The organism is Rhizobium sp. UFLA01-1127 (assembly GCF_059803845.1).
In genome coordinates this window covers 20,186-39,700 of the sequence record NZ_JAUQTZ010000053.1, presented here as the reverse complement: position 1 = coordinate 39,700, position 19,515 = coordinate 20,186, and the positions used below count along the sequence as shown (strand labels likewise).

Below are 19,515 nucleotides of genomic sequence, written 5' to 3'. Positions count from 1 at the left end.
AGGAATGGCTGCAGCCCTACACCGACAAGACGGTGGAGGAGCTCGCCAGGGGCGGCATCAAGCGTATCGCCGTACTCAATCCGGGTTTCGTCTCGGATTGCCTGGAAACGCTGGAAGAGATCGCCGAACAGGCAGCCGAATCCTTCCATCACAATGGCGGCGACAAGTTCACCCATATCCCCTGTCTCAACGACAGCGAAGACGGCATGAATGTGCTGGAAAAGGTCGTGCGGCGGGAACTGCTCGGCTGGGCCTGAGGGGATCGCCGGGCTGATCCCCCGGCGACCATCCGGTTCTATTGAAGCTGCGGCTTCTTGAGGAAGCTTGCACGGTCGGCGGATTTGATCCGCAGCCAGGCCTCGCGGCCGTCGCGCAGCACCCGCATGGGAATCTCGGCGCCGGCCGGCCCGCTCTGCCATACCTTGCGGTAGAAATCTGCGAGCCCGTCGACTTCGCCGTCGCGGATCTCGGAAATGACGTCGCCTCGGCGCAAGCCCGCTTTGGCTGCCGGCCCGCCCTCGGTGACGCTCATGACGACGACCTCGCCGTTGCTTTCGGCGGAGAAGGCGCCGAGCCAGGGCCGCGGCGCCTTGTTGACATGGCCGCGCTTGATCAGATCGTCCAGGATCGGCGTCAAAAGATTGATCGGCACGATCATGTTGATGTCGGCACTGTCGCCATTCTGGGTCGCCATCTGCAGGTGTAATGAACCGATGCCGAGAAGCTTGCCGTCTTCGTCAAGAAGCGCCGCTCCGCCCCAGGAGGGATGGGCCGGTGCCGTGAAGATCGCCTCGTCGAGCAGATATTCCCAATAGCCGGCGAACTCCTGCTTGGCGACGATTCTCGCTTCGACGAACTGACCGATCCCGTCGGCAACGACAACCTCGTCGTCGATCTCCGCCTTGTTGGCATCGCCGAATTCGAGGGCGGGAACATCGAGCGGGCCGAGAGCCTGCACCAGGCCGAACCCGGTTTCCTGATCGTAAGCCAGGGCATGCCCGGGCACGACGCGGCCGCTGTTGGTCGTCAGCCAGACATCGTCGGCTTCTGTGATCAGATATCCAATGGTCAAGACCAGGCCGTTCCCCCGGATGACCACGCCGCTGCCTTCCCTGCGGGTGCCGAGCGTTGCAGCCGTGAAGGCGTCTTCCGGAATTGATGCGTGAACGGCCACGACCGACCGCAAGGTCCTATCTATGTTCATAGCTTCACCCTGATGATGCGCGATGGCTTGGCTCGAAAGGCTGCGTGGCAGCCGAGCCGGAAATTCACATAAGGTATGAAGATCAATCGCCGCGCGCAAGACCTTGATCGCGATTGATTGATCGTACTTCGGCGCTGCAACTGTTTTGGACACCTGGCGCAGCCCCATTCCTCACTTGTCGAGAACGTGCTAACCCACCACATCTGATTGAGCTGCGGCTTCATGGGTTCGACCGGGTACGGGAAGGCCGGGCGGCAGCAATTTGCGCGATGCGAGCCTGCCGGAAGCGGGCGCATCCATGGAGGAATTCGATGGTAGTGGGTGGTTTCAGCATTGTCGTGATTGCCCTGGTGGTCTTGGTCATCCTGGTGCTGTTTGCCGGCATCAAGACCGTTCCGCAGGGCTATCGGTACACGGTCCAGCGTTTCGGCCGCTATATCCGCACGCTGGAACCGGGGCTCAATCTGATCGTGCCCTTCATCGAAACGATCGGCGCACGCATGAACGTGATGGAGCAGGTTCTCGCCGTGCCGACGCAAGAGGTCATCACCAAGGACAACGCCAGCATCTCCGCCGATGCGGTGGCCTTCTTCCAGGTGCTGAACGCCGCTCAGGCGGCTTACCAGATCACCAATCTCGAAACCGCGATCCTTAACCTCACCAAGACCAACATCCGCTCCGTGATGGGCTCGATGGACCTCGACGAGTTGCTGTCCAACCGCGACGTCATCAACGAACGCCTGCTGCGCGTCGTCGACGAGGCCGCCGAGCCTTGGGGAATCAAGGTGACGCGCGTCGAGATCAAGGATATCCAGCCGCCGAAGGACCTGGTGGACGCCATGGGCCGGCAGATGAAGGCCGAGCGTGAAAAGCGCGCTCAGGTGCTGGAGGCCGAAGGCCTGCGCAACGCCCAGATCCTGCGCGCGGAAGGCGCCAAGCAGGCTGCCGTTTTGCAGGCCGAAGGCCAGCGCGAAGCCGCCTTCCGCAATGCCGAGGCCCGCGAACGCCTGGCCGAAGCGGAGGCGAAAGCGACCCGCGTGGTGTCCGAGGCGATCGCCGAGGGCAACGTGCAGGCGATCAACTATTTCATCGCACAAAAATACACCGAGGCCCTGACCGCGATCGGCTCGGCCGGCAATTCGAAGATCGTACTCATGCCGGTGGAAGCCAGCTCCATCATCGGCTCGCTCGGCGGCATCGGTGCCATTGCCCGCGAAGTCTTCGGTGACAACGGCGACGGCGCACCGCAGCCTCCCCGTCCGCGCTCCGGCCCCGCTCGCACCACGCCGTCGGTCAATCCGCTGACGTCGAAGGAGACCTGAGATGTTCGACAATCTCATCGTCGAACTCGGCCCCTGGAGCTGGTGGCTTGCGGGTCTGGTGCTGCTTGCCGCGGAACTGGTCCTGCCGGGCTTCTTCCTGGTATGGATCGGGCTCGCCGGCGTCATCGTCGGCGCCTTGTCGCTGCTCTTCTGGGAGAACGCCTTCTGGATCTGGCAGGTGCAGGGGCTTGTCTTCGCAGCCACGGCCGTGATCGTCACCCTGCTCGGCCGCCGTTATCTTTATAACAACGATCAGGCCACCGACGAGCCCTTTCTGAACCAGCGCAGCGCCAGCCTCGTCGGACGCACGGCAACGCTCGACCAGCCGATCACCGAAGGCCGGGGACGCATTCGCCTGAACGATACCTATTGGACCGTCAACGGGCCTGACCTGCCGGTCGGCACGCGCGTCAAGGTCGTTGCCAGCAGCGGCCGCGAACTCACGGTCGAGCCCGTCTGATCAGGCGACGCCGATCCGCAGCAGATCATGGAAGTGCACGAGACCGATCGGACGCCGCTCGTTGTCGACAACGATCAGCGCCGAAATATTGTGGCGGTTGAGTACGGCCATGGCGCTCGTCGCCAGCGTCGTTTCCTTCACTGTCTTCGGATTGCGGGTCATCACTTCGTCCACCAGCTTCTCCGCCAGGCTGGCGCCGAGATTGCGTGCAATATCGCCATCCGTAACGATGCCGCACAGGCAGCCGTCGTCATCGATCACGCCGACGCAGCCGAAGCGCATTTTCGATAGCGTCATCGCCGCTTCCGGCATGCCGGTTCCAAGCTTGACCAGCGGCACGCGGTCGCCCTTGTGCATGATATCGGCAACATGCGAAAGGCTGGCCCCCAGCTTGCCGCCCGGATGGAATGTGCGGAAATCCTCGGCCGTGAAGCCGCGCGCCTCAAGCAGGGCCACGGTCAGCGCGTCGCCGATGGCAAGCTGCAGCAGCGTCGATGTCGTCGGTGCGAGCCCGTGCGGACAGGCCTCCTGCTCCTTGGGCAGCAGCAGCACAACATCCGACTCGCGCGCGAGCGTGGAAGTCTCGCCGGCCGTAATCGCGATCATAGGGATCGAGAAGCGGCGGGAATAGCTGATAATGCCGCGCAGTTCGGCGCTCTCGCCGCCCCAGGACATAGCAATGATGACATCGTCCTGCGTGATCATGCCGAGATCGCCGTGATTGGCTTCGACGGGATGGACGAAGAAAGCCGGCGTGCCCGTGGAAGCCAGACTTGCGGCGAGCTTGTTGCCGATATGGCCGCTCTTGCCGACGCCGGTGATGACCACACGGCCGCTGATGTTGCCGACAATCTCCACCGCGCGGCTGAAAGGCGCGGCCAGGCCGTCGCTCAGCGCCCGTTCCAGCGCCTCCATGCCCCTTCTTTCGGTCTCAATCGTTCGCATCGCGGACTCGATCGCACCGTTCTCGATGAATTTCACAGCTCTCTTATTCATGAGGGAGGCCTAACGCTTTTCCGCAAATCTGTCCACCAAAGATCGGCCCATCGCGACCGTAACGACCTGCGCTGCCGTCCCGATAATCTTGCTCGGTCCTTGCATGTTACCGCGCTTTGGCAACCAAGCGTTAACCACGCAGCTTTACACTTGAGTAAGAATTTAAATCATTTCCAGCAGGGTCAGTCATAAATAAATGAACATCGGCAAGAACAAGGCGGGCCAAAGCGCCCTCCGGCTGACGGCATGGGCGACCTGCGCCGCGCTCGGCTGGGGCATAGCGTTCGCCGCGCCGATGTCCGCCGATGCGCAATCGCTCACAGCCAACCAGAATCTCGACGATACTTCCGCTGTCCCGGCATCCCCGACGGACCCGGCGGCTGCGCCCTCGAACGATGCACAGGCAGCCGTACCGACAAATCAGCCGGCATCCACTGGGGATGCGCCGCCGAACATGCGCCTCCGCCTCGGCAACGTCGATCCAACAACGACAGGTTCCACCCTCGACAACGATCTGCGCCGCGTCAACACCGCCGAGCCGAGCATCGACGGACTGAGAACGCGTCAGCACCCTGATCGTGCGGATGCGCAGGGAATACCGCTCGGCACCTTCACCCTGCGCCCCTCGATCAATCAATCGATCAATACCGAGCGGGATCGGACAGGTTCCATCGACAACAACCGCACATTCCTGCAGACGGATCTCCGCAGCACCCTGACATCGGATTGGGACCGGCATGGGCTGACCATCACCGGCGAAGGCGTCTGGCAAAGGAACGTCAGCGGCACGGGCGAGGAAAAGCCGACCGTCAGCCTCAATGCCGACCTGCGCCTGGATCTTCCCGCCAGCACGACGGCGCATATTACTGCCGGCTATCAATTCTACCGCGAAGACACGAGCGATCCGAACGCGATTGCCGGCGCCACGAAACAGTCAGCCGTCAACCAGTTCACCACCGGGCTCTCGCTGGAACGCGACTTCGGTGTCCTGCGCGGCACGACGGCCGTGGCATTGACGCGCACCGTCTATTCCGATGCCGTGCTGTCGGATGGCACGACGGTCACGCTCAGCGACCGCGACCAGACGGCCGGCACCTGGCGCGGACGCATCGGCTACGAGCTCTCGCCAGTCATCATCCCCTTCGTGGAAGTCGATCTCGGCCGCGCGGTCTATGATCAGACGCGCGACAGCAATGGCTATGCCCGCTCAAACCAGAGCTATGGCGGCAGGGGCGGCGTCGAATTCGACCTTGGCGAAAAATTCAAGGGCGAACTCGGCTTCGGCTACCAGCACACGCAGTTCGACGATTCGCGCCTGGCCTCGGTCGATTCGCCGACGATCGATGGCAATCTCGCCTGGTCGCCGCAGCGGGGTACCGATATCAGCGTCGGTCTTTCGACCACGGTGCAGCCTTCCACCACGGCCGGTCTCAGCGGCTACACCGCTTACCAGCTCACCAGCACCGTCAGCCATCGGCTGCGCGACGACCTCACCGCGAAGCTGACGGGCGGAACGATCTGGCGTGACTATCCTTCGAACGGCAGTGGCTCCGACGAGACCGAATATGACACGGCTCTCGGCCTGACCTGGGGGATCAACCGCTACCTCGATCTGACGGGCAATGTCGGCTATCAGCTGACAACCAGAAAGACAGGCGACGATACCCGCCAGCTCCAGGCCGGCGTGGGTCTGACGGTGAAGCGCTGACCGCTGGACGGTAACGTCGTCGACGCGGCGCGGCTATTCATTCAAGCCGGCCTTTCCTCCCAAACGAAACGAGGCCCGGCATGGGCCAGGCCTCGACATTTTTTCCGAAAGGGCCGGCAGCTTATTTCAAAGCGGCGATCAGCGCCTTCAGCTCATTTTCGATGGTCGGACGGATATCCGCACGCGCCAGCGAGAAGGCGACGTTGGCGAGAATGAAGCCATCCTTCGCGCCGCAGTCGAAGGTCTGCCCCTGGAAATGGTACCCGGCGAAGTCCTGCGTCTGCGCCAGCTTCAGCATGCCGTCCGTCAGCTGGATCTCGTTGCCGGCACCGCGCTCCTGGCTTTCCAGGATGCGGAAGATTTCCGGCTGCAGGATATAGCGGCCGTTGATGAAGAAATTGGACGGAGCCGTACCCTTGGCCGGCTTTTCGACCATTTCCGTGATGCGGAAACCGTTGCCGATCGTCTCACCGACGCCGACGATACCGTATTTATGGGTCTGATCGGGCGCACATTCTTCGACGGCGATGACGTTGCCGCCGCTGTGCTCGTAAAGTTCGATCATGCCCTTCATGCAGCCCTTTTCGGCGCGCATGACCATATCGGGCAAAAGCAGAGCGAAGGGCTCGTCGCCAACGATCTCGCGGGCGCACCAGACGGCATGGCCGAGGCCGAGCGGCTCCTGCTGGCGTGTGAAGCTCGCCGTGCCTGCCTTCGGCAGCAGACCGTTCAGCAGCGAAAGTTCGGCATTCTTGTTGCGCTGGCGCAGCGTCTGCTCGAGTTCGAACTGAATATCGAAATAGTCTTCGATGACGTGCTTGCTGCGGCCCGTGACGAACACGAAATGCTCGATACCGGCTTCCATCGCCTCGTCGACGACATACTGGATAACCGGCTTGTCCACGACGGTCAGCATCTCCTTCGGCACCGCCTTGGTCGCCGGCAAGAACCGCGTCCCTAGTCCGGCGACCGGAAATACTGCCTTACGAACCTTCTTATGCTGTCCCACTCATACCTCCTGGGCATTAAAATGCTTGGCGCCAAGCCTTCTAGAAGTCAGTAGATTAAATTTGCTACCGTTTTGCAAATAATGACTGACCCCGACTTCCATGGTAAAGAATTTGTTGACTTCGTTCCTTTAGTGTCACGCTTGGGCCGATGCCATGCGCATCGCCGCACCGAAATCCAACGATTGATGGACAAGGCTGTAGATGACCGTAATCCGTAAACACTCCCTTCGTGGTCTCGCTTTGGCGCTCGCGCTCGGCGCCTTGGCGGGATTCCTTCCCGTCAACGCCAATGCAGACCCTGGGTTCCAGAAATGGATCGCGGGCTTTTACGCGACCGCCGCAAAGAGCGGCATCACGCAGTCGACCTATCGCAATGCATTTGCCGGCGTGACGGACCCCGACCCCACGGTCCTCGAAAAGGCGCAGTACCAACCGGAATTCAAGTCCCAAATCTGGGATTACCTCGACTCCCGTGTCAATCCCTATACTGTCGATATTGGCCGGAAGATGGCGGTCAAATATGCCTCCACACTGCGCGTGCTCGAACAGCGCTTCGGCGTCGATCGGAACATCATGCTGGCGATCTGGTCGATGGAGTCGAATTACGGCGCCGTTCTCGCCAAGAACGATCGGCTGCACTATGTGCCTCGCGCGCTCGCGACGCTCGCCTATGCCGATCCCAAGCGGGCGGGCTATGCCAAGAAGCAGCTCATCGCCGCGCTGAAGATCCTGCAGAAGGGCGACATTTCGCGCAACGAGCTGAACGGTTCCTGGGCCGGCGCCATGGGTCATACGCAGTTCATTCCGACCAGCTACCTGCTCTATGCCGTCGATGCCGACGGCAGCGGCCATCCCGATATCTGGAACTCCATTCCCGATGCGTTGGCGACGACGGCCAATCTCCTCGCCAAGAACGGCTGGGAAACTGGCCGCACCTGGGGCTATGAAGTCGTCGTACCGCCGGGCGGCAGCGCTCAGGCAGGCAAGACGCACACCGTTGCCCAGTGGGCAGCCCTCGGCTTCGTGCGCCCCAATGGCAAGGCCTTCCGGCAGACTTCGGACCGCGCGCAACTGAAGATGCCTGGTGGCCCGAACGGCCCCGGCTTCCTGATGACCGGCAACTTCTTCACCGTCAAGCGCTACAACGCCTCCGACAGCTATGCTCTCGCCGTTGGACTGCTCGCAGACCAGATCGCCGGCTATGGCGGCATGCAGCAATCCTGGCCACGCCCGAGCGGTACGCTCGACGTCAAGCAGAAGTTCGAGTTGCAGACGCGCCTGAAGCAGCTCGGCTATTATGACGGCGTGGTTGACGGCAATTTCGGATCGGGCTCCAAGGCTGCGATATCAGCCGTTCAGGAGCGCATGGGTCTGGATGCGGATGGCGAACCGTCGATGAACCTGCTGAAGGCCTTGCGCAAGTAAGCCGCCTCAAGCGAATTCGGGGCGCCGGACGGTGAAATCGTCGCCATGCGGCCTGGATCGTGAGCGGAAAAGAAGCTATGATAAGACGACCTGCCCGCGCGACCATGGCAACCGTGAGAATTGTTCTAACGGCGTTACTCTCCGCCGTCATCGCACTCGGCTGCCTGTCGGACATGGCTGAGGCGCAGGAACGCCCGCGCAGAAATCTGTTCGACATGCTCTTCGGCACCCGCGAGCCCGATTACCCCGATCAGCCCATGGAGCAGCCACCGCCAAGACGCAAGATACAACCACGAAAGCGGCCGACGCCGCCGCCACGCCAGCCGGTCGCGCAGCCGGAAACGCCGCCGCCGGCTGAAAAGCTTCCCGACGCCAAAACCATCCTCGTTGTCGGCGACTTCCTGGCAAGCGGACTGGCCACCGGGCTGTCGGACGCTTTCTCCACCTCCCCCGGCGTCGTCGTCCAGGGGCGCGGCAACGTCGCATCCGGCCTTGTTCGTCAGGACTACTACAACTGGCCGCAGCAATTGCCCGGGATGATCGACCAGCTGAAACCGGCCATGGTCGTCGTCATGCTCGGCGCCAACGACCGCCAGCAGATGATCGGCGACGGGCTCAACGAGAAATACGGCACCGATCCGTGGTTTCTCGCCTACGAGGAGCGCGTGCAGCAATTCGCCAAGCTGGTAACGAGCCGCCACATCCCGCTGCTTTGGGTGGGACTGCCTTCCTTCGGCTCGGACCAGCTGACGGCCAGCGCAGTCAAGCTCAACCAGATCTTTCAAAGCCAGACGACAAGCGTCGGTGGAGAGTTCATAGACATCTGGGACGGCTTTGCCGATCAGAGCGGCCAATTCATCGTGACCGGCTCCGATATCAACGGCCAGCAGGTGCGGTTGAGAACGGCTGATGGTGTCAACTTGACGGCCGCAGGCAAGCGCAAACTCGCCTTCTATCTCGAAAAGTCCGCACGCCGGATATTGGGCGATCAGGCAAGTCCCGACATCACCCGCCTCGACACGAACAATCCGTTACCTGCACAACAGGCCAATCTTCCCGGCGCGGAATCGGAAAAGATTACGCGTACCCAGCCGATCAGCCTTTCGGACCCGGATCTCGATGGCGGCTCGCAGCTTCTGGGCGGCGCACCAGCCCCGGCGGCAACGGCACCATCGCCCCGCGATCTTCTGGTCGAGAAGGGCCTGATGGACCCGGCGCCGGCAGGGCGCGTGGACGACTATCGTTTGCCGGGATCGGTGGCGCGATAGGTGTCGCGGATGCGGTTTGACAATGTCGCGACCCGCCAATAGAAGAACTGCATGAGCATCGACAGCGCAGATCAGATCGATCGTTACCGCACCTGCCCGCAGGCTGCGGTTTTGCGCGCTTTCTCCGGCCGAGGTCTCCGCGTCCAGTCGTGACGGTCGGAGGCGTTGATGCGTCCGGCGGCGGCTGGACGTAAAGCCCCACCTCAAGACATCAACGCTGCCCATGGAGAATGGCGCGTGCTCAATATCTATAACGTCAATTCGCTGGTTCACTGGGAAGAGCGAGACATCAAGCTGCGCGACGATTTCGTTCGCTTCTTTTCCGATGAAGTTGCCGGCTTTCTGCGATCCGAAAACCAGGCATGGAATATCCGAAGGGTCGAAGCTCCGGCCCTGATGCCGCGAAACCTCGTCTCCGACGCATATTCCAACGCGGACATATGGGTCCAGGAACAGGTCTCCAAGACCGATGCCGAACTGGTGCTGCGGCCGGAAACCACACCGTCAACCTATATCTACATGCAGCACTTGCTCGGAAATCATTCAAGAACGCGGCTGCCGCTATGCGTCTGGCAGGCCGGGAAGTCCTATCGACGTGAGCAGGACCAACCGAGCAAGCATGTGCGGCTCAAGGAATTCTGGCAGCTCGAATTCCAATGCGCGTTCACCGCCGACAGCGGCAATGATTACCATGCCGCCTCACTGGAACCGGTTCGCCGAATGATCGCCTCAGTCATTTATCTGCCGACCCGGATCGTGCCGTCCGATCGCCTTCCGGCCTATTCCGAGGTCACCATGGATATCGAAGTCGACAACGGCGACAAATGGATGGAAGTCTGCTCGATTTCGAGACGCACGGACTTCCCGCAACGCTATCGCAGCCAGCCGAAGAAAGGCCCGGCCATAGACCACGATGTCGCAGTGCTCGAAATCGCCATCGGCCTCGACCGCTGTGTCTACAACTGGAACATCGCCGCAAGCCGATAACGACAAAGGCCGGGTTCATCGCGAGCCCGGCCTTCGATCATTGCAGGAAAACAGCGGTAAAGCTCAGTTCGGCAGAACCGTCGACCCCATCAGAGCCTCATCGATAGCGCGGGCGGCCTGGCGGCCCTCGCGGATCGCCCAGACCACCAGCGACTGGCCGCGGCGAACGTCGCCGGCGGTCCAGAGCTTGTCGACCGAGGTCTTGTAATCCTTGTCGTTGGCAACGACGTTGGTCGAACCGCGGCGGTCGGTATTCACAGTCAGCTTGCCGTCGAGTTCCTTGAGCACGCTGTCGGTGAACGGGCCGCGGAAGCCGATGGCGATGAAGGCGAGGTCGGCGCGGATGACGAATTCCGTGCCGGCGATCGGCTTGCGGCGCTCATCCACTTCGCAGCACTTCACGCCGGTCAGCACGCCGTCTTCGCCGATGAATTCGAGCGTTGCGACCTGGAATTCGCGAACCGCACCTTCGGCCTGCGAGGAAGAGGTGCGCATCTTCGTCGCCCAGAAGGGCCAAACGGCGAGCTTATCTTCCTTTTCCGGCGGCTGCGGACGAATGTCGAGCTGGGTCACCTTCACCGCGCCCTGGCGGAATGCCGTGCCGACGCAATCGGAGGCCGTATCGCCACCGCCGACGACGACGACATGCTTGCCGCCGGCGAGGATCGGATCGGCAGGCCAGCCGACGCTGTCGATGTTTTCGCGGCCGACACGGCGGTTCTGCTGCACGAGATAGGGCATGGCGTCATGAACACCGGCCAGCGTCGCGCCGGGGATGCCCGCTTCGCGCGGAGTTTCCGAGCCGCCGCAATAGAGCACGGCATCATAATCGGCCAGGAGCTGCTCCATCTTGACGTCGATGCCGACATTGACGCCGCAATGGAAGGTGACGCCTTCGCCCTTCATCTGCTCGACGCGGCGATCGATGAAGTTCTTCTCCATCTTGAAATCCGGGATTCCATAGCGCAGCAAGCCGCCCGGCTTGCTTTCGCGCTCATAGAGATGAACGTCGTGACCGGCGCGGCCGAGCTGCTGGGCGGCTGCCATGCCGGCAGGGCCGGAGCCGATGATCGCGACCTTCTTGCCCGTATGCACGGTTGCCGGCTGCGGCCGGATGAAGCCGAGCTCATAGGCCTTATCGGCAATCGCCTGCTCCACGGTCTTGATGGCGACCGGTGCGTCTTCCAGGTTCAGCGTGCAGGCTTCCTCGCAAGGTGCGGGGCAGACGCGGCCGGTGAATTCCGGGAAGTTGTTGGTCGAATGCAGGTTGTGGATCGCCTGTTCCCAATTGTTGTTGTAGACGAGGTCGTTCCAATCGGGAATCTGGTTGTGCACCGGGCAGCCGGTCGGGCCGTGGCAATAGGGAATGCCGCAGTCCATGCAGCGGGCTGCCTGTTTCTGCACTTCCTGGTCCGACATGGGGATCGTGAATTCGCGGAAATGCCGGATGCGATCCGACGCCGGCTGATACTTCGCCACCTGCCGGTCGATTTCCAAGAAGCCTGTTACCTTGCCCATGCTTTCGTTTCCTCACTCAAAAAGAGGAGCTCGCGGCTCCCGTGCCTGAGGGTCATCTCGGTTTCCCTGCCGGCACTTTAATTCAAATCCGATTCCGCTGTTCGACAGTCGCGATCGCCATGGCAGCGATCGCAATGCGAGGCGAAACCCTCGGCTGGCTTCAGAACCGGGGCGGATTACTCCGCCGCCACGTTCATCCGACTGCGCTCCATTTCCTCAAGGGCACGGCGGTACTCGACCGGCATGACCTTGCGGAATTTCGGGCGGTAGTCGGCCCAGCGATCGAGGATCTCCTTGGCCCGTGTCGAGCCCGTATAGTGGACGTGGTTCGAAATCAGCTGGAAGAGACGCTCTTCATCATGGCGCGTCATGTCGTCGGAGACGTCGACACGTCCCTTGTGCATGATATCGCCGCCGTGATGATGCAGCTTCTCCAGCAGTTCGTCCTCTTCGGGAACCGGTTCCAGTTCGACCATCGCCATGTTGCAGCGACGGGCGAAATCGCCCTTCTCATCGAGAACATAGGCCACGCCGCCCGACATGCCGGCCGCGAAGTTGCGCCCGGTTTCGCCGAGCACGACGACGACGCCGCCGGTCATGTATTCGCAGCCGTGGTCGCCCACGCCTTCGACGACGGCGATGGCGCCGGAGTTTCTGACCGCAAAGCGCTCGCCCGCGACCCCGCGGAAGTAGCACTCGCCCTCGGTTGCGCCGTAAAGCACGGTATTGCCGACGATGATCGAGTGCTCAGCGACGATCTTCGAATTCTCCGGCGGACGGATGATGATGCGGCCGCCCGAAAGGCCCTTGCCGACATAGTCGTTGCCATCGCCGACGAGGTTGAAGGTAACACCGCGTGCGAGGAATGCGCCGAAAGACTGGCCGGCCGTTCCCTTCAGGGTGACGTTGATCGTGTCGTCCTTCAGGCCGCGATGGCCGTAGCGCTTGGCGACCGCGCCGGACAGCATGGCGCCGGCCGAACGGTCGACGTTCTTGATGTCGACTTCGAAGGCGACAGGCGTCTTCGAAGAGAGCGCCGGCTCCGCCTTCTCGATCAGCTTGCGGTCGAGAATGTCGTCGATCGGGTGCTTCTGTACCGTCGTCCAATAGGTCTCTTCCTTCGGCGCATCGACCTTGTGGAAGATACGGCTGAAGTCGAGCCCCTTCGCCTTCCAGTGGGCCAGCATCTCATCCTTCTCGAGAAGCTCGGAAGCGCCGATGATATCGTCCAGCTTGGCAACGCCAAGCGAGGCGAGGATTTCGCGCACTTCTTCGGCCACGAAGAAGAAGTAGTTGATGACATGCTCCGGCGCGCCCTTGAAGCGCTTGCGCAAAACCGGGTCCTGGGTGGCGACACCAACCGGACAGGTGTTGAGGTGGCACTTGCGCATCATGATGCAGCCGGCCGCAATCAGCGGCGCGGTGGCGAAGCCGAATTCGTCGGCACCGAGCAGCGCGCCGATGATGACGTCGCGGCCGGTCTTCAGACCGCCATCCACCTGCAGGGCGATGCGCGAGCGCAGCCCGTTCAGCACCAGCGTCTGCTGGGTTTCGGCAAGGCCGATTTCCCAGGGCGAACCGGCGTGCTTCAGCGAAGTCAGCGGCGAGGCGCCGGTGCCGCCATCATAGCCCGAGACGGTGATGTGATCGGCGCGCGCCTTGGCGACGCCGGCGGCAACCGTGCCGACGCCGACTTCCGAGACGAGCTTGACCGACACATCCGAAGTCGGGTTGACGTTCTTCAGATCGTAGATCAGCTGCGCCAGATCTTCGATCGAATAGATGTCATGGTGTGGCGGCGGCGAAATCAGGCCGACGCCCGGCGTCGAATGCCGGGTCTTGGCAACCGTCGCATCGACCTTGTGGCCGGGCAATTGGCCGCCTTCGCCGGGCTTGGCGCCCTGCGCCACCTTGATCTGCAGCACGTCGGCATTGACCAGATATTCCGTCGTCACGCCGAAGCGGCCAGACGCGATCTGTTTGATGGCGGAACGTTCCGGGTTCGGCGAGCCGTCGAAGAGCGGCATGTAGCGGTCGGCTTCCTCGCCGCCTTCGCCGGTGTTCGACTTGCCGCCGATGCGGTTCATGGCGATCGCCAGCGTCGTATGTGCCTCGCGGCTGATGGAGCCGAAGGACATGGCGCCCGTCGAGAAGCGCTTGACGATATCGGCGGCCGGCTCGACCTCGTCGATCGAGATCGGCTTGCGGCCGAGCGCTTCCGCACCCTTGATCTTGAAGAGGCCGCGGATGGTGTTCATCCGCAGCGCCGATTCGTTGACCATTTCGGAGAACTCGCGGTAGCGGTCCTCGGCATTCCCTCGCACGGCATGCTGCAGCGCTGCCACGGCATCCGGCGTCCAGGCATGGCTTTCGCCGCGCATGCGGTAGGCATATTCGCCGCCGATGTCGAGCGTGCTTGCCAGCAGCGGATCGCGGCCGAAAGCAGCCTTGTGACGGGAAACGGTTTCCTCGGCGATCGTCTCGAGGCCGATGCCCTCGATCATCGTCGCGGTGCCGAAGAAGTACTGATCGACCAGCTCCTGCTGCAGGCCCACGGCATCGAAGATCTGCGCGCCGCAATAGGACTGATAGGTCGAGATGCCCATCTTCGACATGACCTTGAGGATGCCTTTGCCGACTGCCTTGATGTAACGGTAGACGACTTCGGTCGCATCCACTTCCTTCGGGAATTCGCCGCGCTGATGCATGTCGAGCAGCGTGTCGAAGGCGAGATAGGGGTTGATCGCTTCCGCGCCGTAGCCGGCCAGCAGGCAGAAGTGATGCACTTCGCGCGGCTCGCCGGTTTCGACGACGATACCGACCGAGGTGCGCAGGCCCTTGCGGATCAGGTGATGGTGCACGGCGGCCGTCGCCAGCAGCGCCGGGATCGCGATGCGGTCCGGTCCGATCTGGCGGTCTGAGAGCACGATGATGTTGTAGCCGCCGCGAACGGCCGCTTCCGCCCGCTCGCACAGACGATCGAGCATCTCGGGCATGCCTTCGGCGCCGCGTTCGACATCATAGGTGAAGTCGAGCGTCTTCGTGTCGAAGCGATCTTCCGTATGACCGATCGAGCGGATCTTTTCGAGATCGCCGTTGGTCAGGATCGGCTGGCGCACTTCCAGGCGCTTGGCGTTGGCCATGCCGGTATGGTCGAGCAGGTTCGGGCGCGGGCCGATGAACGACACGAGGCTCATGACCAGCTCTTCGCGGATCGGATCGATCGGCGGGTTCGTCACCTGCGCGAAGTTCTGCTTGAAGTAGGTATAGAGCAGCTTCGGCTTGTCGGACATGGCCGAGATCGGGGTATCCGTGCCCATGGAACCGACGGCTTCCTGCCCCGTCGTCGCCATCGGCGACATCAGGAGCTTGGTGTCTTCCGCCGTGTAGCCGAAAGCCTGCTGGCGGTCGAGAAGAGACACGTCGCGGCGCAGCGCCCGCGGCTCAACCGGCTTCAGATCCTCCAGGATCAGCTGGGTGCGGTTCAGCCAGCTGCGATAGGGATGCTTGCCTGATAGTTCCGACTTCACCTCGTCATCCGAGATGATGCGCCCCTTTTCCATGTCGATCAGCAGCATCTTGCCCGGCTGCAGGCGCCACTTCTGGATGATCTTCTCTTCCTCGACAGGCAGAACGCCGGCTTCGGAAGCCATGATGATGCGGTCGTCGCTAGTGACGAGATAGCGGGCCGGACGCAGGCCGTTGCGGTCGAGCGTCGCGCCGATCTGCTTGCCATCGGTGAAGGCGACGGCGGCTGGGCCGTCCCATGGCTCCATCAGAGCGGCGTGATACTCGTAGAATGCCTTGCGTTCCGGCGCCATCAGCTGGTTGCCGGCCCATGCCTCGGGAATGAGCATCATCATGGCATGCGCCAGCGAGTATCCGCCGCGCACGAGGAATTCGAGCGCGTTGTCGAAACAGGCCGTGTCCGACTGTCCCTCATAGGAGATCGGCCAGAGCTTGGAGATATCGTCGCCGAACAGCGGCGAGGATACCGATGCCTGTCGGGCAGCCATCCAGTTCACGTTGCCACGCAGCGTGTTGATTTCGCCGTTATGCGCAACCATGCGGTAGGGATGCGCGAGCTTCCACGACGGGAATGTGTTGGTCGAGAAACGCTGGTGCACGAGCGCAACCGCCGTCTCGAAACGCGGGTCGGCCAGGTCCTTGTAATAGGCGCCGACCTGATAGGCGAGGAACATGCCCTTGTAGACGATGGTCGAGCTCGACAGCGACACGGGGTAGAAGCTGCTCTCCTCGCCCTCATATTCCGCATAGATACGGTTGGAGATCACCTTGCGAAGGGTGAAGAGGCGGCGCTCGAACTCCTCGTTCGTGCCGGCATCGCGGCCGGCGCCGATAAACACCTGCACATGGTGCGGCTCGGTGGCGGCAATATCCGGCGCCTTCGACAGCGAGGAGTTGTCGACCGGCACGTCGCGGAAGCCGAGCAGCACCTGACCTTCTTCGGCAACGACCTGCGTGATGGCGGTCTTGAAATGTTCGATCAGCGCCTCGTCGCGCGGCAGGAAGAAATGGCCTACGCCATATTCGCCCGCCTTCGGCAGGATGATGTCCTGCTTGGCCATCTCCTCGCGGAAGAAACGGTCGGGAATCTGCACGAGAATGCCGGCGCCGTCGCCCATCAGCGGATCGGCGCCGACGGCGCCGCGATGCGTCAGGTTTTCAAGGATGAACAGACCGTCGCGCACGATCTGGTGCGACTTCTGACCCTTCATATGCGCGACGAAGCCGACGCCGCAGGCATCATGCTCGTTGCGAGGATCGTAGAGGCCCTGCTTCGGGGGGAGGCCGGGACGATTGGCGCGTTTCGACGTTTTGGCCGTAGCGGCAGCATTCACTGCAGCGGTCTGGTCAAAACTCGTAAACGTCGTCCTGTTGGTCATCGTCTTCCCTCCGGTAAGGCCCGCGTCGCGGGCGCTCCTTCGTCCCGCGCGGTCCGTTTCCGGGGCCGACGCGCGACAGCTCTGTTGCATTGTGAAGATCCGGCCGCGAACCATGACCCCTTGAGTGGAGCCCGTCGTCAGCGTTCCGCGCCTTGCTATTCCACCGCCGCACTGCCCGCCGCCTGAAAGGCTTGAAGGCATGCTCCCGGTAACTATAGCTCGAAATCCCGACATCGTCAGGACCCTCCAGCGCATCTTCGGCCTCGGCGGCCAAAATAGGACAGCAACCCTGTCCTAATTCATCAGCTCTATGCCAGAAAGCTTCCGCCTTCGCAAGAGCAAAACGGCAAAAATTCGTCGATGAAAGACGGAAGATTGCCTTTGCTGCATAAATCAAGCAATAAAGTTTCGCTGCGGCGCATCATTTTATTTGTTGATTGCGTAGATCAATTTCTGTGATGCATTCTTCAAGCTCGTGCGCTTGATAGGTTTTTGCATTGGCGTAATGTCTCGCCGACCCTATTTATCTCAGCTGCAATTCACTCTCTACAATTGGTGCACTTTCCATGTTTTTTGCCTCCGACAATTGGGCCGGCGCCCACTCCAAGATCGCCGAACGTCTTCTCGCAGAGTCGGAAGGTTTTGCGACCGCCTATGGCTTGAGCGAGCTGGATCGGAAGGTGGAGACGAAGTTTTCGGAGATCTTCGAGCGCGACGTTGCCATCTTCTTCGTTGCGACCGGTTCTGCCGCCAATTCATTGTCGCTCGCCAGCGTCCAGAAGCCGGGAGGTATCACCTTCTGCCATAGCGAGGCACATGTGGCCGAGGACGAATGCGGTTCGCCGGATTTCTTCAGCAGCGCACGGCTGGCAACCGTCAGCGGCGCGGCCGGCAAGATCGATCCTGGAGCGCTTGCCGCCAAGATCGGTCGCTTCCCGCAGGACGCCGTGCATCATGGCCGCGCCGCTGCGGTAACGATTACCCAGGCGACGGAAATCGGCACGGTCTATTCGCTGGATGAGATCGACGCCATCGCCGCCGTCGCCAAGGCGAACGGCCTGCCGCTGCACATGGATGGCGCGCGGTTCGCCAACGCCCTGGTCGCGCTCGGCACCACGCCGGCCGAGATGACGTGGAAGCGCGGCGTCGATATCCTCTCTTTCGGCGGCACCAAGAACGGCTGCTGGTGCGCCGAGGCGATCGTCTTCTTCGATCCCGGGAAGGCAAAGGAGATGCACTTCATCCGCAAGCGCGCCGCCCAGCTTTTCTCCAAGTCGCGCTTCATAGCCTCCCAGTTTGACGGCTATTTCCAGGATGGCCTCTGGCTCGATCTTGCCCGCCACTCCAACGGCATGGCCGATCGCCTGCGCTCCGGCCTGGAGAAGACCCATGGCGCCCGCCTTGCATGGCCGACTACCTCCAACGAGGTTTTCGCGATCGTCCCGAAATCCTCCGCCAAGACTGCCGAGGACAAGGGAGCGAAGTTCTACGAATGGCCGATCCCGGAATCGCAGCCGGGTCTGGTCGGCAGCGATGAGACGCTGATCCGCCTTGTGACCAGCTTTGCCACGACCGAAGCCCATGTGGCAAATTTCCTTGCCTGCTTGGCCTGACCCCGCATGAAAAAAAGCGCCGGAGCCAGCTTCAGAGCTGGACGGCGCTCATAATGGGGGCAAGAGGTCAATTTTGATTGCGATGAGCGATCATTGCGGAGTTCGATAAATCGTCGTGATCGGACGCTGATCGGAAACGGCTTTTAGCGATACTTTATAAATTCTTCTGCCGTCAGCCTGAACGCGGTCTCCTGACCTTCGCCAGAATATCGTCCGAGAGCGCATTAACCAGAAGTTGGTCCGCGCCCTTGCGCGGCACGAGCACGAATTCCACATCCTCCAGCGTCGGCAGCCAGCCCGGCGCGGTCTCCAGCAAGCCGGCAGGCGCCATGCTCTTCGGCTGCACGAGAACGCCCATGCCAGCGCGCGCCGCCGCCGTCAAACCACTGAGGCTGCCGCAGGTGCAGACGATCCGCCATGGCATCTGCTGACGGCGCAGCGCTTCCAGAGCAACCGCGCGCGTAACGCTCGGGGTGGGAAAAGCGATCAGCGGCAGCGGCGTCGCAAGCTTGCGGATGCGGTCCGGATCGCGTGCCAACCAGACCAGCGGCTCACGGTAGACGAGTTTGCCTCTTACGTCGCCGAGCCGGCGCTTAGCAAGCACGAGATCGAGATCGCCATTATCCTGCATCTCATAAAGCACGCCGCTGAGCGCGACCGTCAGCTCGAGATCGACCGATGGATGCGAGCGGACGAATTCCTCCAGAACGTCCGGGAGCTGGCTGGTGACGAAATCCTCGGAAACGCCGAGCCGAAGATTGCCGCGCAGGCTGTTGCCGGCAAAAAGCTGCCGCACCTCCCCTTCGATCGACAGCATCTGGCGCGCATGGCCCAGCAATGCCTCGCCATCGCCGGTCAGGACGACCCGGTGCGTGTCGCGCGCCAAAAGCTTTCGCCCCAATTCGGCTTCCAACCGCTGTATGTGCTGACTGACCGTTGATTGCCCCAGCCCCAGCCGCTCCGCCGCCAGCGTGAAGCTGCCCATCTGCTCGACGGCGACGAAGCTGCGCAACTGCGTGAGATCGAGCATGGCTTATCCTGTATCGCGATAACTGTTATTCCTTGCATCGTGGATCACAATAGGTCTATCTGCAAGG

General features: G+C 61.9%; 14 protein-coding genes. 8 read left to right on the top strand and 6 right to left on the bottom strand.

The genetic code is table 11. The features are described 5' to 3' along the window. The coding region (locus tag Q4Q11_RS15465) for a ferrochelatase (RefSeq protein ID WP_498570033.1) at positions 1 to 257 on the top strand (257 nt) is incomplete at its 5' end. Positions 258 to 295: 38 nt separating this feature from the next. Here Q4Q11_RS15465 and Q4Q11_RS15460 read toward each other — a convergent pair. Continuing rightward, positions 296 to 1,204, bottom strand: coding sequence for a S1C family serine protease (locus Q4Q11_RS15460; RefSeq protein WP_112503798.1), 909 nt, complete (start codon positions 1,202 to 1,204; stop codon positions 296 to 298). 311 nt (positions 1,205 to 1,515) lie between these two features. On the opposite strand from Q4Q11_RS15460, the gene Q4Q11_RS15455 reads away from it, so the two are divergent. Beyond that, positions 1,516 to 2,526, top strand: coding sequence for an SPFH domain-containing protein (locus Q4Q11_RS15455; RefSeq protein WP_113213610.1), 1,011 nt, complete (start codon positions 1,516 to 1,518; stop codon positions 2,524 to 2,526). Between the two features lies 1 nt (position 2,527). Then, on the top strand, positions 2,528 to 2,986 hold the full coding sequence (locus Q4Q11_RS15450; RefSeq protein WP_113213611.1) for an NfeD family protein: 459 nt from the start codon (positions 2,528 to 2,530) through the stop codon (positions 2,984 to 2,986). Here Q4Q11_RS15450 and Q4Q11_RS15445 read toward each other — a convergent pair whose 3' ends face one another. After that, positions 2,987 to 3,982: a KpsF/GutQ family sugar-phosphate isomerase gene (locus Q4Q11_RS15445; protein WP_112503013.1), complete on the bottom strand. Its 996-nt coding sequence runs from the start codon at positions 3,980 to 3,982 to the stop codon at positions 2,987 to 2,989. Positions 3,983 to 4,178: 196 nt separating this feature from the next. Here Q4Q11_RS15445 and Q4Q11_RS15440 point away from each other — a divergent pair, with 196 nt between their 5' ends. Further along, positions 4,179 to 5,690 carry an outer membrane beta-barrel protein gene (locus Q4Q11_RS15440; protein ID WP_498570032.1) on the top strand — a complete coding sequence of 504 codons (1,512 nt, stop codon included), beginning with the start codon at positions 4,179 to 4,181 and terminating at the stop codon, positions 5,688 to 5,690. Between the two features lie 121 nt (positions 5,691 to 5,811). Here Q4Q11_RS15440 and galU read toward each other — a convergent pair whose 3' ends face one another. Further along, a complete protein-coding gene (gene galU / locus Q4Q11_RS15435; RefSeq protein WP_112503007.1) occupies positions 5,812 to 6,699 on the bottom strand; it encodes a UTP--glucose-1-phosphate uridylyltransferase GalU in 888 nt (295 codons plus the stop codon). A 202-nt stretch (positions 6,700 to 6,901) separates the two neighbouring features. Between galU and Q4Q11_RS15430 the strand changes: the two genes are divergently transcribed. The 3 genes from Q4Q11_RS15430 (at position 6,902) to Q4Q11_RS15420 (ending at position 10,380) form a co-directional block, all read left to right on the top strand. Further along, the gene (locus Q4Q11_RS15430) at positions 6,902 to 8,125 is read left to right on the top strand and encodes a lytic murein transglycosylase (RefSeq protein ID WP_498570031.1); all 1,224 of its coding nucleotides are present in this window, start codon (positions 6,902 to 6,904) and stop codon (positions 8,123 to 8,125) included. A 77-nt stretch (positions 8,126 to 8,202) separates the two neighbouring features. Then, positions 8,203 to 9,393 (top strand): SGNH/GDSL hydrolase family protein, encoded by a 1,191-nt coding sequence (locus Q4Q11_RS15425; RefSeq protein WP_498570030.1) that lies wholly within the window; start codon positions 8,203 to 8,205, stop codon positions 9,391 to 9,393. Positions 9,394 to 9,630: 237 nt separating this feature from the next. Then, positions 9,631 to 10,380, top strand: coding sequence for an aminoacyl--tRNA ligase-related protein (locus Q4Q11_RS15420; protein WP_498570029.1), 750 nt, complete (start codon positions 9,631 to 9,633; stop codon positions 10,378 to 10,380). Between the two features lie 63 nt (positions 10,381 to 10,443). Here the strand turns inward: Q4Q11_RS15420 and Q4Q11_RS15415 are convergent, their stop codons facing one another. Together Q4Q11_RS15415 and gltB are read right to left on the bottom strand one after the other, a co-directional pair. Beyond that, the gene (locus Q4Q11_RS15415; protein WP_113213617.1) at positions 10,444 to 11,898 is read right to left on the bottom strand and encodes a glutamate synthase subunit beta; all 1,455 of its coding nucleotides are present in this window, start codon (positions 11,896 to 11,898) and stop codon (positions 10,444 to 10,446) included. Between the two features lie 176 nt (positions 11,899 to 12,074). Next, on the bottom strand, positions 12,075 to 16,805 hold the full coding sequence (gene gltB / locus Q4Q11_RS15410; protein ID WP_498570028.1) for a glutamate synthase large subunit: 4,731 nt from the start codon (positions 16,803 to 16,805) through the stop codon (positions 12,075 to 12,077). 566 nt (positions 16,806 to 17,371) lie between these two features. Here gltB and Q4Q11_RS15405 point away from each other — a divergent pair. Further along, the gene (locus Q4Q11_RS15405; RefSeq protein ID WP_498570027.1) at positions 17,372 to 18,418 is read left to right on the top strand and encodes a threonine aldolase family protein; all 1,047 of its coding nucleotides are present in this window, start codon (positions 17,372 to 17,374) and stop codon (positions 18,416 to 18,418) included. Between the two features lie 172 nt (positions 18,419 to 18,590). On the opposite strand, the gene Q4Q11_RS15400 is transcribed toward Q4Q11_RS15405, so the two are convergent. Then, complete coding sequence (locus Q4Q11_RS15400) at positions 18,591 to 19,448, bottom strand: LysR substrate-binding domain-containing protein (protein ID WP_498570026.1); 858 nt, start codon at positions 19,446 to 19,448, stop codon at positions 18,591 to 18,593. Between the last annotated feature and the right edge of the window lie 67 nt (positions 19,449 to 19,515).